Source organism: Spirulina subsalsa FACHB-351 (assembly GCF_026130165.1).
Classification (GTDB): Bacteria; Cyanobacteriota; Cyanobacteriia; order Cyanobacteriales; family Spirulinaceae; genus Spirulina_A; species Spirulina_A subsalsa_A.
In genome coordinates this window covers 1-15,670 of sequence record NZ_JAIHOM010000098.1, presented here as the reverse complement: position 1 = coordinate 15,670, position 15,670 = coordinate 1, and the positions used below count along the sequence as shown (strand labels likewise).

Below are 15,670 nucleotides of genomic sequence, written 5' to 3'. Positions count from 1 at the left end.
ATTTGGGAGGAAGGGGAAGTGCCGACGGTGATTTTTGAGATGACCTCACCCAGCACTCGAACTCAGGATATGGAGTTTAAAAAGACACTTTATGAGCAGTTGGGAGTAGCAGAGTATTGGCTATTTGACCCGAGAGGGGAGTGGATTCCTGAACAGTTGCGGGGCTATCGTTTGGGGGAGGAGGTATATGGGCTAATTGAAGATAGTTATAGTGTGGCGTTGGGGCTACGTTTAGCGGTGGAGGAGCGGTTAATTGGCTTTTATCGGGGGGATACGGGGGAACGGTTGCTCTTGCCGGAGGAGTTGCGGGTAGCGTGGCAGCAGGAACGGGAACGGGCGGAGCAGGAACGGGAACGGGCGGAACAGGAACGGGAACGAGCAGAGGTTTTAGCGGCACAGTTACGAGCTTTAGGAGTGGAGCCAGACGCTTGAGATTGAATCTCTAAAACCGAAATTTTTAATTCAGTGTTGGTCATTTACTGCAATGTTGCGTTGAAAGCCCCATCCCCTTATGGGTGGGGAGCTTCAAGAACATGACTGTTACTGGATTCTAATTCCTTTTGACTGTTTACTGTTCTCAGTGCGTTGGCACTTTCCCAGAGGAGGGGAATGGCGCTAAGGAGGATGAGGAACGCGACGGCAAAACTGATGACGGTATCTGCCCAGAACCAATTGAGGGTCCAAACGGCGATCGCAGCTAAAATAACACCAACGGAACTCGCTGCATCAGCTAAGACATGGAGAAAGGCCCCCCGGAGGTTCAAATCGTGGTGACTGTCTTCATGGAGGAGCAAAATATTAATACTATTCACCCCAAAACCAAGGCTTGCGGTGGCTAACATGGGGGTGCTTAAAATGTCCAGGGGGGGGGATTGGAGGTGAAGAATGGCTTCGTGACCAATCCAGAGGGCGATCGCAACTAATCCTAACCCATTAAGAAAGGCGGCGGCAAATTCGACCCGGCGATTGTGAGAGTGGGGGCTAGTCCGAGCAAACCAAGTGGCAAATAAGGCTAATAATAAGGCGAAACAGTCCGATAATAAATGCCCTGCATCGGCTTGCAGGGCTAAACTATGGCTAAACCACCCCATCCCGATCTCCACCAGGGAAAAGCCTCCCACGAGGCACAATACCCACGTTAAACGCTTCATTTTTTCAGGGGAAGGACTGCAAGGATGGGAGTGGGAGCAGGAATGATGGTGCATTACAAAGTAGGGTGCTGAGGGTAAACAAGAGGGAAAGCCTAGTTTTATCATAAGCTCCCCCTATTTTGTTCTAGCAAGATTTCGGAATCAGTACAGTGGACGAGGCCATTCTACCTAAAGTTCCTAGTGGGGCGAGTAAGAGTCATTGATTTCGGAACACAAGGCTGGGGAATATCCCGTTCCCATAGTGCCCGACGGTAATATTGGCGTAATGTGTCCCGCCCATGCCGAAACATTAAATCCTTTAGCTAACCGCCGAGAAGCCCCGCGCTGTAAAGTTTCGGTCAGCGTCGGGAGGATGTCACGCTTGTAGTGCTTTCTGTACTGTTGTCCAAATTCCTTGTAAGGTGTTCTTAATCTGGCGGTTGCGTTCCCAACGCTCAAAAGCCCGTTGATAGGCGACTCCTTTGGGTTGAAAGACTTGCCAAGCATTAAACGCTACTCCAGCACTAGTGAATAACAGAATATAGCGCGACCAGGAGAAGCCACCACCACTGATTAGGTCTAAACCAATGAAAAAGAAGGTAATAACCAGATATTTAATAGTTTTTTGCTGAAATTGCTCTTTTCGGTAGGCATCAAATTCTTGATGAAGTTGGTCAGTTTGTTTTTTTTCTAACCAAGCTTGTTCGGCTAGATAGAGCTTTTCGGGGGAGATTTCCATTTCGGCGGCAATCTCCAACAATTGCTGACGGGTGAGTTCCCCATCATAGTCTTGCTGGGCGATCGCAATTTGCAAGATTTGCTGGATTTCCTCGGGTTGGTAGGTGGGGGGATGATTTAGATCAGAACCAGTCATGAGTCTCTCCCTGTAGATGGAAAACCCTGCGTTTTCGGACAGGGGCAAAAAGGGCGGAATTACAATTCTATTATGCCCAATAATTTCAACTCTCAGGAAGATATTCCTCTAGCCTGTTCCCCTGAAGTTTGTATTTTTGTATACTGGCAAGTAAAGATTTTTAGCAAAAAACTTCCATATCAAGAGGCATTAGAACATTCGTGAATCAACAGCGCATAGTTTCTTTAGAGGGGGAGTTTGTCCCCGGACAGTCCCTCCGGTATGATCCCAAGGCGATCGCCAAATATTACAGCGCCCGACCTTGGTTAGCCATAGGACGAACTCTGGTGATTTTGTGGATGCTGGGGGGATTCGTCATCCAGTTCCTACTAGACCGCTGGCGCAAACCAACCCAAAACAATCACAATAAACGCGCCCAACATCTCCGGCAAATTCTCACCCAATTAGGCCCCACAGCCATTAAAGTCGGTCAAGCACTCTCCACTCGTCCTGATCTCATCCGCCGGGATTTTTTGGATGAATTAACCAAATTACAGGATCAACTCCCCCCCTACGATAACGAAATTGCTTTTGAGATTATTCGTCAACAATTAGGTCAAGCCCCCCAAGATATATTTAAAGAAATTTCCACCCATCCCGTCGCGGCCGCCAGTTTAGGGCAAGTCTACCGCGCTGTTTTACACACAGGGGAAGATGTGGCGGTGAAGGTACAACGACCGAATCTTTTGCCAAAGATTACCCTAGATTTATTCTTAATGCGCTGGGCAGCAGGTTGGATTTCTCCCTTGCTGCCCTTGAATTTAGGTCATGATTTAACCCTAATTGTTGATGAATTTGGGGTTAAACTTTTTGAAGAAATTGACTATATTAACGAAGCGCGCAACGCGGAAAAATTTGCCGCTAATTTTGCCAACGATCCCACGGTTAAAGTTCCGGTCATTTACTGGCGTTATACCAGCCATAATGTGTTAACCCTAGAATGGATTCACGGCTTCAAACTGACCGATACAGAGAAGGTCAAGGCAGCAGGTTTAGATACCAACGAGTTAATCACCATTGGAGTTAATTCGGGTCTACGACAATTATTAGAGTTTGGCTTTTTCCACGCGGATCCACACCCCGGAAACTTATTTGCCATGCCCGATGGTCGTATGGCGTTTATTGATTTTGGCATGATGGATCAATTAAGTGAAACAACCAAGGAAACCATTGCCGCCTCAGTAGTTCACTTAATCAACCGGGATTATTTAGCCCTAGCCGATGATTTTCGGGTGTTAGGTTTCCTCAGTCAAAATACCCGTATTGAACCCATTATTCCCGCCTTAGAAAAGGTGTTAGGCAATGCCATAGGTGAAAGTGTGGGAGAATTCAACTTTAAAACCATCACCGATGAGTTTTCTGAGTTGATGTATGATTACCCCTTCCGTGTTCCGGCTCAGTTTTCTTTGATTATTCGTTCCTTGGTGACTCAAGAGGGATTAGCGTTAAGTTTAAACCCCCAATTTAAGATTGTTGAGGTGGCCTATCCCTATGTGGCGCGTCGTTTATTAAAAGGGGAATCTCCTGCTATGCGACGACGTTTATTAGAGGTCTTAATTAAGGATGGCAAGTTTCAATGGGAACGGTTAGAAAATATGCTAACCATTGCCCAAACTGATGGCAATTTTGACTTTATCCCGACAGCACAGTTAGGCTTACAATATTTAATGTCGGAGGAAGGTCATTATTTACGTCAGCAAATCCTGTTAGCTTTGACGGAAAATGACCGTTTACACACCGAAGAAGTCCAACGTCTCTGGGAGTTGGTGAAACACGAAATTACGCCAAGTCGCTTGTTTGATGTGGCCTGGAATGCGCTGCGGGATATGTCAAGCGAACGCATGGCTGCTTTTGTGACTCCGGCGATCGCACAACGTTAGCAGAAATGGTGACAAGTTAAGCATAAATGCCCTCTTGTCAAGGTTAGGGAACAATTAACAATTGATAGTTATTAATTGTTAATTCTCTATCCCTATAGCGTTACTTTAAAGTTAAATATTTTTCAATGAGCATTAAAAGTTCTGTTTCATCAAAGGGTTTGGTCAGATAATCGTTAGAACCGACCAGTTTTGCCCGCACTCGATCAATAAATCCTTCTTTCCCAGTTAACATCAAGATGGGAATTTGCCGGAAGGTGTTGGAACTGCGCAACATGGCACAGAGTTCGTAGCCGTCTAGTTGGGGCATGGCGATGTCACAGAGGATCAGGTCAGGTTTGAGGAGAAAGACCTCTCGCAGGGCTTGTAAGGGGTCTGTGAGGGCGGTGACTTGATAGTTATGGGGGGTGAGCATATACTCTACACTTTTGCCAATAGTGCGGTCATCGTCTATACAGACGATATGGGTCTGGGTTTGGGGGGGATTCCAAGAAATGGCGCGGTTTGGGGGGAGGTTGGAGTCGAGGAGTTGAATCCAACCCCGTTGGATGTAAGGATAGATGGCGCGGGCAATGCTCAGGAGGTCGCGGTTGAGGTAGCGGGAGAGTTGGCGCAGGGAGGTTTTACCGTCAGACCAGTGTTTGAGGCTTTTATAGGCTTTGGGGGGGAGGCTGGTTTGGAGGGCTTGGGGGTTGCTGAGGATGGGGCATTGATCGGGGGATTGGATATGGGGATGAAATTGTTTCCACTGTTGCACTTGTTTCATAATGCGGGGGCTGAGGGAGGCAATTTCCAGGGTGGTGAGTTGAGGGGCGATCGCAGAACCAATTTCAAAGTTAAACACCCCTTGGTGCAAGCTGAGAAGATCAAACAGGGTTTCTGTCACCATGCCCTGAATAATATTGCGCCCTTGGGCTGGCGTGAGAACTTGGTTTTCGAGCAGTAACCATAGATGAGCATATTCAGGGGTGGTCATGCTCATGGAAGGACTGGCTACTTCAGCTAGGGCGTTGTCTATTTTGTAGTGGCGCAAATAGTCCCGCAGACGGCCTAAGTTACTGCTGCGCGAGTCGGCAGCATAGGCGATTTTGCCGTTGATAAAAAAAACAAACCAAAACAACTGATCAGGCAGACTGAGAGTGGGCGAGGAATGGGTGATCAGAGAATGGCTGTTAGAGGAAGAGGGAGATGTGGTTTCAACCAAAAGTTCTCCGGTTCGCTGACCCAGTTCAATCAGTTGTAAGATGCTGCGAATATCAATTTCGTTCAGTGTTCCCTGCATTTGGTGAACCGTTCACTCCTCATAAGGTCGGGCTAGGCGGGGGGGTTAGTCTCATTGTACCGAATCGCGGGTTGAGTGATGATTGTTTTGGGGAACAGTTAATCGTTAATAATTGTTGGCACGGAATTTGCTAAACTGGGATTGATTCAACTGGAGTCTGGCGGATCGACATTTTCACTAAGCACACAACACATCACGAGGACCATCAGCGTGTTGTATCTCGCAGAAGTACGCAAGCAGAAAGGTGGGTTCATGGCGAAGGGAGCAACAGAATTGAAGTTGCTGGCCTGCCAAAGGAATGACCAGAGTTGGAGCGCTGTCCAGGGGGATGAAGTCATCGCCGCAGACGAGGCCAATGCTTTTGAGCAGGGCGCTCTGGTCTTGGTGAACCTGAATAATAATCGACAAGTTCAAAGCCCTCCGGAAGCCGCAGGGGCGCAAATTGTGCGCAATTTAGAGCGCCTCTCGAAGTTACAGGACAAAATCAAAACCCAAGAGGAGGAGATTGAGGCCTGGAAGCAATCCCTGACGCTACAAGCTCAGGAGTTGAATAAGCGCGAGATGGAGTTAATGGCTGAACTCGAACAGCTTGAGGCTGCTCAAGTTGAGGCCGATCAGAACAATGCCGCTAGTGCAGGTGTCGCGGAGGGAGCGAGTGAGGAACTCCAGAAGGCGAAGGAAGAGGCGGATCGGATTCGAGAGGAGTTTGAACGCAAAACTCAGGAGTTAGAACAGGCTTGGGCGCATTTACGGGGAGAACAAGCCCGTTTTGAGGAGCGCAAGGGAGAACTCGCCCCGGGTGGGGTCGGTATTGACCCGGCTCAATTGAATCACCTGCAAGAGTTGGTGAACTATCTGGAAACGACGGTGATGCCGACGGGTGGTTTGCGGGAGCCAGTGCAGGCGGCGATCGCTTTATTAGACCAACAGAAAAGCACCTTGGGCGAGTATTGGGTGCAGTTAGAGGAACAACGCTCTGATGCTCAACGGCAACAAACCGAGGTGGATGAGCAAAGTGAGGCGCTCGAAACCCGCCAGCAAGCACTGCAAGCCCAGTTACAAGCCCTAGAAACCCAAAAAGACCAAGTGAGTCAACAGGAGTATCAAGTCAGCCTGAAGCAGGCTAGTCTGGAGTTATTGCGCCAACAACAAGAACAGCAAAGTAGTCTGGAGGCTTTGGTGGCTCGTCTCGATAGCTCCGACAGTGGGGAAAGTGACTCCAGTGGGGGTGTGGATGTGGGAGCCTTAGAGAATATGGCTCTGGAGGAATTACAGGGGGTTGTTGAGCGTTTAGAACAAGACCTAGCCCAGTTGGTGCGGTTTGTGGAAGACCAAGAAGAGGAGTTAAATCTCCAACGGGAAGCCGTCGAAGAAATTCAGGAAAAACTGAAAAACGCTAGTGTTTATGAGGCTTCGGCCTTAGAACAGGAGTTGGCCGATGAACAGGAACAGAAAAAACTCTTGGATCAAACGTTAATCGGGCAACGGCGGACTCTAGCGGAACGTCGCTCGGTGTTGCGGCAACATTTACGAGTTTTGCGCCGCCGTCAGGGGATTCCCGATGAGAATGCCGGAGAAACGGGTGTGGATTTAACCCCCCTGCTGGGTGAACTGGCGACTCAACAAGAGGCAACGGTGAACCGTTTGCAAGCTCTGGAAGAAGAGTTAAAGGATTGTCAAGCTGCACTGGAACAGTCTCAAGGGGAATTAAACGACCAACAAGAGGCCTATGATGCTCTAAAACGAGAGTTGGAGGAGTTGGAGGTCAATTTAGAGGAAACCCATGCCTCTACGGCTTTATTGTGGGGACGAGTGAACTTGTATGAGGAAATCCTGAAACCGATGCAGGATGGTCTAGAGGGGGTTCAACAGCAGTTAGAGGCGATCGCGGCTTTACTGGATCAAACCGAACAAACCGCCCAGTATCAACAAGAGGCGGTAGGGAACTTGCAGCAAGCGGTCAATGAATTGGCAAGCTAGGAGGGTGCAGTGAGTTGCACATAGGTCTGGTCAACTTCTGCCCACATCCCCCCAGTGAGGGTGGAAGTCCGGCTACGGTTGGGGGCTTGGATTAATTGGGTGACGGCCTCGATCTGCTCGAAGTTAGGATGATGGGGTAGGTATTGCTGTAAAAAACGCCGTACAACCCGCCGTTTTAAGGCGAGGGGAAGGGTTTGCAGAGGTAAACGATTAAAACGGGGTAACTGGTCGTCAAAGGCGGTTTTACAGGCTTCTGTGGTGAGTTGTTCGAGATAGTCGAGATCCCCTTGTAGGATTTCCGCCGTTTGGGCGAGGGCGGTTTCGACTTGGGGGTTGAAGTGGGTTTGCAGGGCGGGAATAATTTCCTGTCTGAGACGATTGCGGGCATATTGGAGATTTTGGTTATAGGGATCAGACCAAACAGGTAGATGATGATCTTGGCAGAACTGCCCGGTTTCAGCGCGAGACATATTGAGGAGGGGACGGACTAATTGCACCTCTGGGGAAAGGGAGCGTTGCCAAGGGAGGGCAGTGAGTCCAGTGGTGCCAGTCCCGCGAATGAGATGATAGAGGAGGGTTTCGGCGCGATCGCTCTGAGTATGTCCCGTCACAATCACCGGACACCCCTCCCCCCGGGCAATCTCCAACAACACCTGATAGCGCCAAGCCCTCGCCGCCGCTTCCGTTTGGGGCAACGCCACAGCCCCCGAACAAAACAGAGGCAACGGATACTGACTCACCCAATCCCGGACATGATCCGCCAATCCTTGATCCTCCGGCCAACCATGATCACAATGGGCAACCCTTAACTCCCAGTGCCATTTTCGCCCCAAATCCCAGAGCAACTGTAACAAACACAGGGAGTCCTGCCCCCCCGACACCGCCACCAGAATTTTCTGCTGGGGGGGGAGAACAGGACGTTGGCGTAAGGTTTGATGCAAACGGGTATGGAGGGGAGTCCAGAGGGGCGAAACCATCACCGAGCTTACAATTCCTCAATATCTTGCCAAATATCGGCAAAATCTCCGCTTTTCTTGGTTTCCCCATCCCCATCATCAAGGATTAACTGATCATCATCACTGGAAATGCCCCAGTCCAAATCTTCATCAATACTGTTAAACATTTCCTCATCATCCCCTAGGGTGCCGCCAAACAGATCATCATCCTCCTCCCCAAAGGCTGCCCCTAACTCTAATTCTCCCTCGGCTCCCGAAGTAAACAGAGCATCATCGGCTTCCTCTAGTTCCAGTTCACCCTCTGCCCCAAAAAGGTCATCCTCAGCAGTTTCTAACTCATCCTCCTCAAGGGAATCCTCCGTAAGGAAATCTTCCGATAAATCCAATTCCGAGGCCTCATCTTCATCCGATAAAAGATCCGGTGCATCACTAAACACATCTTCCACCGTTTCCTCTTCTAGATTTAACTCCACCTCGTCCTCATCGCCAAAATCTGGCGCATCGGCAAAAACATCCTCGACATCGGTTTCTGCGTCTAAGTCCAATTCCTCCACCGCAAAATCTACACCAGAGGCCGGTTCTTCGGTTTCCAAGTCGCCAAAGAATTCATCATCGCCCTCCGAGGTCAGTTCCGCGCCGAACATATCCTCATCGGCGGTTTCTTCATCTCCAAGGTCTAATTCCCCCTCGCCGAACATATCCTCATCGGCGGTTTCTTCCTCTTCAAGGTCTAATTCCCCCTCGCCGAACATATCCTCATCGGCAGTTTCTTCCTCTGGGAGGTCTAATTCCGCGCCGAACATATCCTCATCGGCGGTTTCTTCCTCTTCAAGGTCTAATTCCCCCTCGCCGAACATATCCTCATCGGCGGTTTCTTCCTCTGGGAGGTCTAATTCCGCGCCGAACATATCCTCATCGGCAGTTTCTTCCTCTGGGAGGTCTAATTCCGCGCCGAACATATCCTCATCAGCCGAGTCTTCCGAGGTGGCTTCGCCAAACACATCTTCAACGAGGGCGACATCTTCCTCTTCTAAGCTTTCCTCTCCTAGATCCTCAAAGAAAGCCTCATCCTCCTCAGCCTCAGAGGTTTCTGGGGCTACATCGAAGGACTCAAAGGACTCGTCTTCTAGGATTAAATCCTCCTGCACCTCACTAGGGGCGGTTGCTTCTTCGGCAAAGAAAGCGTCGTTCTCATCGTCTTCCTCCTCAGCGACGAGGAGATCCTCCTCTTCTTCCAGCACAGAGGGAGCAACAGGGGGCGGTGATTTAGCCACTTTAGGCTGGGCGGTCTTCTTTGGGGCGGGGGACTCCTCACCCTCAGCCGGGCAGAATTCGAGATGGATTCTCACCTTGCCTTTTTGCCAGCCTAAAGCCCCGAAGCGTAGGACTTCACAGTGAATCCCATCATCTTCGAGCCAGCCTTCTTTATCTGGGGTGAGTCCTCCGATGCCTTGTTTAATCAGTTCGGCTTTGAGGGCATCCCCTAATTCACTTACCCGAAAGGTACTATGGCCGATCAAAATCTGGATCGAGGGATCAACTGAGATTACTTCACCGCCGGAAAGTGGTTCAAATTGTTTATCCACGTCTGTTTTACCCCATTCGCTAGTCATGATTATGGTGGAAACTGCTGGTTCGTCAAGTGTGCAGGTACAGGTTATTCTCTCGCAAAAGCCAAAGAAGAGGCGATTTTTTTAGATAACGATTTTTTTTAGATAACTTGACTCCCTGCGGGCGGGTTTATTAAGGGTTTAGTGGGAGTCCTATGCAGGACATTGCAGATTAGCCCGGTTGGGTCTGACCAGACCCAACCGTTAAGAAGAGGTCTTAGAAAAACCACCCATAGGAGTGTAACCCTTTGCCCAATAAATTCACACCTAAATAACAAATCCAAACGACACAGAAGCCCGTGGCGGCGAGAATAGCGGGTTTTCGGCCTTGCCAGCCTTTAGTAATGCGGGCGTGTAGGTAGGCGGCAAATACTAGCCAGGTGATCAGGGCCCAAGTTTCTTTAGGGTCCCAACTCCAGTAAGATCCCCAGGCCTCGTTCGCCCAGACTCCTCCAGCAATGATGCCAATGGTCAGAAGGGGGAAGCCCAGACCAATAATGCGGTAACTGATGTTATCGAGGGTTTCGGCAAGGGTGAGACGTTGGGGGGAGAGACGGGGGGAGGTGCTGAGGTTTACGGCTTGCAGGAGGGTGGTGTTTCCCGAGGGGGCATCAGGAGCAGAAACTAGGGAAACGCTGGGTTCTAAGGTGAGGGAGGATTTGAGCCGATAGCTGCCTGTGCCGAGGGAACTGCCTTGAAGTTGGATATCTTGGCCTCGGGTGAGGACTAAAAAGGCAATGGCTAAGAGGGAGCCGACTAACAGGGTGGCATAACTGAGCATCATGACGCTAACGTGCATCATGAGCCAGTTGGATTTGAGGGCGGGTACGAGGGGGGCGGAGTTCTGCATTTCTGGGGGCAGGGAGAGGGCCGCAAAGGCGGTGATGCCCATTGCTAGGGGGGAGGTGAAGACTCCGGTAAGACGAGAACGACTCATGGCCTCGGCGATCAGGTGGATGGTGGTGACTCCCCAGGCGAGGAAAAAGAGGGATTCGTAAAGATTGCTTAAGGGGAAGTAGCCTGCTTCTAGCCAGCGCGCTCCTAAGAGGGCGGCCATACAGAAATTAGCGATCGCCATTCCCAAGGTGCCACAAAGGGGCAAATAGGGCAGATTGGGGAACGCCGCACCTGACCAATAGACCAACATGGTCAAAAACAAGACGGCAAAGGAAAGATTATCTAGATTGTGCTGAAGAGCAACTAAATCCATAATGATTAATGTAAGCTTCTCAAAAGGTGGGTTCGCTCGATGCCCCCAATCCTTGATTTTCAATCATGGATTTATCTAAGGGGGTGAATCCAAGGGAACAATAATATCCTACCCAGTTTAAGGCCGTTTTTGGGCAATGACTTCCTGAGCGTTACTAATTGTAAAAAATACTTGATTTTTATTCTAGTTTATGTCTAATTTAACCCTAACCTCAGCCCGTCAGATTTTAGATCAGTACAGTTGCAAGGAAACCAAGTTAGTCACCTCTGCGGAACAGAAGGCAGAATTACAGGCGGCTTTGTTATTGTTGGTGGAACAATCGGAGGCGGAAAATTTGGGCGTTTGTGCCGATAATTTATCTCAAGGTTATCAAGCCTTGGCCAGTTATTTAAAGGCGTTTGGTTATCGTGTTCCCTTTGAGGGAGAAGACTTTGCACCGGTGGAAGATGAGGCGGTTTATATTAAGTTTAATACGGGTAAAATGAGCCATTATGCAGAGGGATATACTGGGTCTTATCGTGGGGTTTTAGTGGCCTGTCAAGCGGAAGATGAACAGGTGAACGGGATTTATGGACACCTCCCTTTAGATTTATTTGCCGCCGAAAAAAACACTATGGGCGGATGACTCCGAGCTAGTAAACAGTGAAATAGGGGAATTAATAATTGATAATTAATTGTTCCCTATGCCCCAGAATCACTGTTCACGAATTCGTTAGGATAAGAGGCGAGTCAGGGGCGATCGCACCCCTACTCACAAACCAGCTTTTTGAGGAGAATCAGTTATGCGGATGTTACATACTATGTTACGAGTCGGGAATTTAGAAGAATCCCTCAAGTTTTACTGTGAAGTGTTAGGAATGAAGTTATTGCGCCAGAAGGACTATCCGGGGGGAGAGTTTACCCTCGCCTTTGTAGGCTATGGCGATGAGGCAGATCATACGGTGATTGAATTAACCTACAACTGGGGAACTGACCACTATGACATTGGCAATGGCTATGGTCATATTGCCCTCGGTGTGGAGGATATTTACCAAACTTGCGAAGAGATTAAAGCGCGGGGCGGTAAGGTGGTGCGGGAGCCTGGGCCGATGAAACATGGCACGACGGTAATCGCCTTTGTGGAAGACCCAACGGGGTACAAGATTGAATTGATTCAACTGAAAGATTAGAGAAGTCGGGAGTTGGGAATCAGAAATAATTATCAATTATCAATTGCTTATTCCCTTGTGGCCTCTAGCGTCTGGTTTTATTCAGCAAGTCCTATCTGACAATCAAGCAACCGAATAACTCATAAGCTCCTCTATTTTAATTGTGCCTCGGTCAAGGCTAAAACTTCCTCAATTTTTAACCAAAGTTCCTCTTGAATTTTGAGGTATTCTTCTCGGTCTTTAGTGGAAATATAGGCAAACAATTCTAACTTAATAGTTGTACCATTTAACTCAACCAAAGTAATTCGTTCATCCATCACGTTCGGATGTTGATTGAGCATATTACGCAAATTGTTCATCGTTGCCGTTAATTGCTGACGAGTGGCTTCATAACTCAAGGTTAACGTGCAAGTAAAGGTATATTTATCCCGCCGACTATGATTGACAATTTGTGACGTAGAAACCACCGTATTGGGAACAAAAATTAATTTTCGATCGGTTGTGCGGATCAGAGTTGCTCGTAAACCAATGTCTTCAATCGTGCCGATATTGCCCCCAAATTCACAAAAATCGCCGATTTTCATGGGACGATTGACAAATAAAGTAATCCCTCCCACAATATTTTCAACATAAGGTCGCATCCCAAAACCAATGGCAATACTACTCACCCCTAAACTGGCGAAAAATGGGCCAACGGGGATTCCTACCGCTTCACTGGCATAGTATAAAACCGTGGTGGCGGCAATAAATCCAATCAGCCGGAAACCATTCCGCACAATGGTTGTTTCCAGATGTTGGTCTTTGAATTGGGGAGCGGCAATAATGGTTCTACCGACTGCATTTAAGGTTAAAAAAGTCAACCACGCTGCAATCATCCCATCGAGAACAATGGAAATTGTAAGTAGCTTTTGTAAGGTATCGCCTGTAATATTAATCAATCGATTAACGAAAAAGACCCAACCCGTCACTACCACCATGAAACTAAAGGGCAGTAACAAACCAGACCAAGCTTCTTGAACGCTGTGGCTTCCGGTGTAATACCAGCCTAGGATTTTGTACATTCCCCAGAGAATGGCGATCGCTAACAACGTCCCCAAACCAAAGACAACCCACTGCCAGAGTGCCTGTTCCCCTATCATAAACATCGTCCAACGAGGCAGCCCATTACTCCACTTTGGCGGTATTAAGTAGCCCGGTGTGCCGATGTAAAATTGATAAAAATTGGGCGAACTTTGACTCTGATAGGGTAGAGATTTGATCTCATCATAAAAGTCGTGTAGCCGTTTAATCGTCTCAGCCGAAAAGAGAAATTGACCCGCGTTCACTCCGTCTTGAATTAAAACCAGTGTAATTTCCGTATGGGGCAGAATCCAACGCTCTAAAGACTCATCCTCAACGACTTGTTGATCCGGAATACTACTGAAAGGGGGCAACGGCACACGATCTAGAATTTCTTTGAGCAGTAATGCTGACTCCGCCCCCATATCACTGCGAATGGCCGAGGGGACTTCTGTTAAATCTAAAGTTTTTACCGCCCGTTCAAAAGCTTGTTGAGCAACATTCGCCTGTTGTAGGACGGCGGGAGAATGGCGAAACCCTCGCTCCTGTTGACTTTGAGCCTGAGCGGCCATCAGCAAGCTGTAGGTTTCATTCATGTTAGTGACAAATTCCGTTAAAGTGGCGCGAGGGCTATTTGTCGCGGGGGGAGTTAACGGATTCGGGGAAGAGGTGCCAAACAGGACAGATTGACTGAGGAGAATGAGAAGGAAGGCACAGATCCCTTGAGTGATAAATTTTTTCCGGCTATTCATAAATTGTAGGCTAGGGAAATTACCAGTAAAACACCGAGAATCGAAAGGAGAAGACCATGGGGGATTTCTAAAGCATCCCGCCCTGAATCCTTGAAAAACCGACGGCAATTGTTGCTAAGATCAACAAGGTGCCAATCCGTTTTTAGTCCTCATCCTGATTTTATGCCTGAACTGACTCCTAATCCCCTGTCCGAAGAAGAAGCTCAAGATTTACTGTTAAAACTCAGACGCAGAGAGGGATCTTGGGTGGACTGGGGACAACGATGCTATGTGCTGCAACAAGCGGGTTATACTCCCGAACAGATTTTTGAGGAAACCGGGATTGAGGCCAGTTATCAGAACTTAATGAAGGTGGCCGGGCAGGTCTATGAAAGCTTGGTTAAAGAACAGGCTTCAGAAGCCCTTCTCAGCTACTGCCAAGGCCCTCGTAGTGATGTGTTATATGAATTTAGGGTTTTGACTCAACCCCAGCGTTTAAAGGCCGCAGAACTGGCAATGGAGAAGGGTTTAGATGTGGATGAAGCCCATATTGTTGCTCGGGCGATTCAGGACTTTGCCCGCTATAGTAGCCCTCCCGATGGGTTTAGTCCCAATCCGGGGGATGCGGTGGCTTATCAGTGTTGGAAACGGGCGAGGGCGAAAAAGGATTTACAAGAGCGATCGCGCCTCATTGCCCAAGGCCTCAAATTTGCCCAATCTCTCGGCGCAAGGCAGCAAATTGAAAAACTCCTCAGCGACTTTACCGTTGTTCCCATGCAGCGCGCCCCCCTACTCCCCGTCTATCGTTTAGAAGCGGAGGATGAGTTACCGCGCATTATTCCCGTCGCCGGAACTTTTCCCCTCTCCCCCGATGCGATCGCAACGGTTCCGGCTCTAGAAGCCATCGAACCCTTTCGAGTGGTACAGTTACCCCAGCCCATGAGTGTTGTTCCTATTCCGGGGTGGCAAGTCATTCTCAAAGCCCTTGATCCCGTCGCGATTCTTTGGCCAAGCGATCGCCTTCCCAACCTCACCCTCGAAAAAGTCGAACCCGTCGTAGTCGTCATTGATCGACAACAACAAACTTGGGAAGCTAACAATTACTGGTTAGTTGAACAAGACAATACCTTACAAGTGCAATGGTTTTCTGAACCCCCAACCTATAAAATTTTAGGCCAAGTTCTCTTAATTCTTCGACCTAAGAACATCTTAGACGAAGGCAACCTCTTAGAACCTTGGCAAATGGATGATTAAGGCTAGAAAATCCTATCTGTTAGACAAATTTAGCCTTATTCAGCCCATTGTAAAATCGGTTCCCGGTTATTTAGAAGATGAAGAGGCCGAGTATTTATTCAATAAAGTTCAGACCCTACCCTCCGATGCTATTCTGCTAGAAATTGGCTCATTTTATGGCAAATCTACCACAACTCTCGCCTATGGTTGTCTAAGTACGGTAGGGCATACCGGAACTCACGCTTGGGGAGAGAGTCCCTCTGGCTTGGTTGGATACGTCCTGCCAAGTTAAGGAAACTCGTTGAACCAAGAATCCCTCGCTTTTAGCGATGGGAGTGTCAATGACCGAAAATAATGGGATACAAGCCCCGTCCTTCAGGACGGCTTTTTATTACCCATTTTTCAATTCCATGCTATTATAATATTTGATATCCATTAACTCAGTATCATCCGTGTTTGTCTACGAGTTTAAGGTCTACCCTAAACCACAACAAATAACCGCCATTAATGAAGCAATTAGGACATCCCAATTTGTCCGAAA

14 protein-coding genes and 1 pseudogene are annotated in these 15,670 nt (G+C 48.5%); 8 read left to right on the top strand and 7 right to left on the bottom strand.

Going from position 1 to position 15,670, the window contains the following annotated elements:
- On the top strand, positions 1 to 432 hold a 432-nt coding region (locus K4A83_RS16930; protein WP_265265823.1), incomplete at its 5' end, for a Uma2 family endonuclease.
- 77 nt (positions 433 to 509) lie between these two features.
- Here K4A83_RS16930 and K4A83_RS16925 read toward each other — a convergent pair.
- Together K4A83_RS16925 and K4A83_RS16920 are read right to left on the bottom strand one after the other, a co-directional pair.
- Positions 510 to 1,151, bottom strand: a complete 642-nt coding sequence (locus tag K4A83_RS16925) for a cation diffusion facilitator family transporter (RefSeq protein WP_265265821.1) — start codon at positions 1,149 to 1,151, stop codon at positions 510 to 512.
- Positions 1,152 to 1,506: 355 nt separating this feature from the next.
- Entirely contained in the window at positions 1,507 to 2,004 is a 498-nt protein-coding gene (locus K4A83_RS16920) for a 2TM domain-containing protein (RefSeq protein ID WP_265265820.1), read from the bottom strand.
- A gap of 200 nt (positions 2,005 to 2,204) precedes the next feature.
- Between K4A83_RS16920 and K4A83_RS16915 the strand changes: the two genes are divergently transcribed.
- Complete coding sequence (locus K4A83_RS16915; protein ID WP_265265819.1) at positions 2,205 to 3,923, top strand: ABC1 kinase family protein; 1,719 nt, start codon at positions 2,205 to 2,207, stop codon at positions 3,921 to 3,923.
- A 100-nt stretch (positions 3,924 to 4,023) separates the two neighbouring features.
- On the opposite strand, the gene K4A83_RS16910 is transcribed toward K4A83_RS16915, so the two are convergent.
- Positions 4,024 to 5,202 (bottom strand): response regulator, encoded by a 1,179-nt coding sequence (locus K4A83_RS16910; protein WP_265265817.1) that lies wholly within the window; start codon positions 5,200 to 5,202, stop codon positions 4,024 to 4,026.
- A 210-nt stretch (positions 5,203 to 5,412) separates the two neighbouring features.
- Between K4A83_RS16910 and hmpF the strand changes: the two genes are divergently transcribed.
- Positions 5,413 to 7,182, top strand: coding sequence for a pilus motility taxis protein HmpF (hmpF, locus tag K4A83_RS16905; RefSeq protein WP_265265816.1), 1,770 nt, complete (start codon positions 5,413 to 5,415; stop codon positions 7,180 to 7,182).
- On the opposite strand, the gene tilS is transcribed toward hmpF, so the two are convergent.
- The 3 genes from tilS to ccsB form a co-directional block, all read right to left on the bottom strand.
- Entirely contained in the window at positions 7,179 to 8,159 is a 981-nt protein-coding gene (tilS, locus tag K4A83_RS16900; protein WP_265265827.1) for a tRNA lysidine(34) synthetase TilS, read from the bottom strand. The two genes, hmpF and tilS, sit on opposite strands and share 4 nt — an antisense overlap.
- Positions 8,160 to 8,167: 8 nt before the next feature.
- Positions 8,168 to 9,751, bottom strand: coding sequence for a KGK domain-containing protein (locus K4A83_RS16895; protein WP_265265815.1), 1,584 nt, complete (start codon positions 9,749 to 9,751; stop codon positions 8,168 to 8,170).
- A 214-nt stretch (positions 9,752 to 9,965) separates the two neighbouring features.
- Entirely contained in the window at positions 9,966 to 10,958 is a 993-nt protein-coding gene (ccsB, locus tag K4A83_RS16890; RefSeq protein ID WP_265265814.1) for a c-type cytochrome biogenesis protein CcsB, read from the bottom strand.
- Between the two features lie 190 nt (positions 10,959 to 11,148).
- On the opposite strand from ccsB, the gene K4A83_RS16885 reads away from it, so the two are divergent.
- Complete coding sequence (locus K4A83_RS16885; protein WP_265265813.1) at positions 11,149 to 11,583, top strand: DUF1824 family protein; 435 nt, start codon at positions 11,149 to 11,151, stop codon at positions 11,581 to 11,583.
- A 157-nt stretch (positions 11,584 to 11,740) separates the two neighbouring features.
- Positions 11,741 to 12,127 (top strand): lactoylglutathione lyase, encoded by a 387-nt coding sequence (gloA, locus tag K4A83_RS16880; RefSeq protein WP_265265812.1) that lies wholly within the window; start codon positions 11,741 to 11,743, stop codon positions 12,125 to 12,127.
- A gap of 131 nt (positions 12,128 to 12,258) precedes the next feature.
- Here the strand turns inward: gloA and K4A83_RS16875 are convergent, their stop codons facing one another.
- A complete protein-coding gene (locus tag K4A83_RS16875) occupies positions 12,259 to 13,917 on the bottom strand; it encodes a mechanosensitive ion channel family protein (RefSeq protein ID WP_265265811.1) in 1,659 nt (552 codons plus the stop codon).
- Between the two features lie 162 nt (positions 13,918 to 14,079).
- Between K4A83_RS16875 and K4A83_RS16870 the strand changes: the two genes are divergently transcribed.
- The 3 genes and pseudogenes from K4A83_RS16870 to K4A83_RS23465 all read left to right on the top strand — a co-directional run.
- On the top strand, positions 14,080 to 15,150 hold the full coding sequence (locus K4A83_RS16870) for a RuBisCO accumulation factor 1 (protein ID WP_265265810.1): 1,071 nt from the start codon (positions 14,080 to 14,082) through the stop codon (positions 15,148 to 15,150).
- Positions 15,143 to 15,421 carry a hypothetical protein gene (locus K4A83_RS16865; RefSeq protein ID WP_265265808.1) on the top strand — a complete coding sequence of 93 codons (279 nt, stop codon included), beginning with the start codon at positions 15,143 to 15,145 and terminating at the stop codon, positions 15,419 to 15,421. The genes K4A83_RS16870 and K4A83_RS16865 overlap by 8 nt, the downstream gene beginning before the upstream one ends.
- Before the next feature lie 160 nt (positions 15,422 to 15,581).
- A pseudogene (locus K4A83_RS23465) lies at positions 15,582 to 15,670 on the top strand (transposase); the annotation flags it as partial.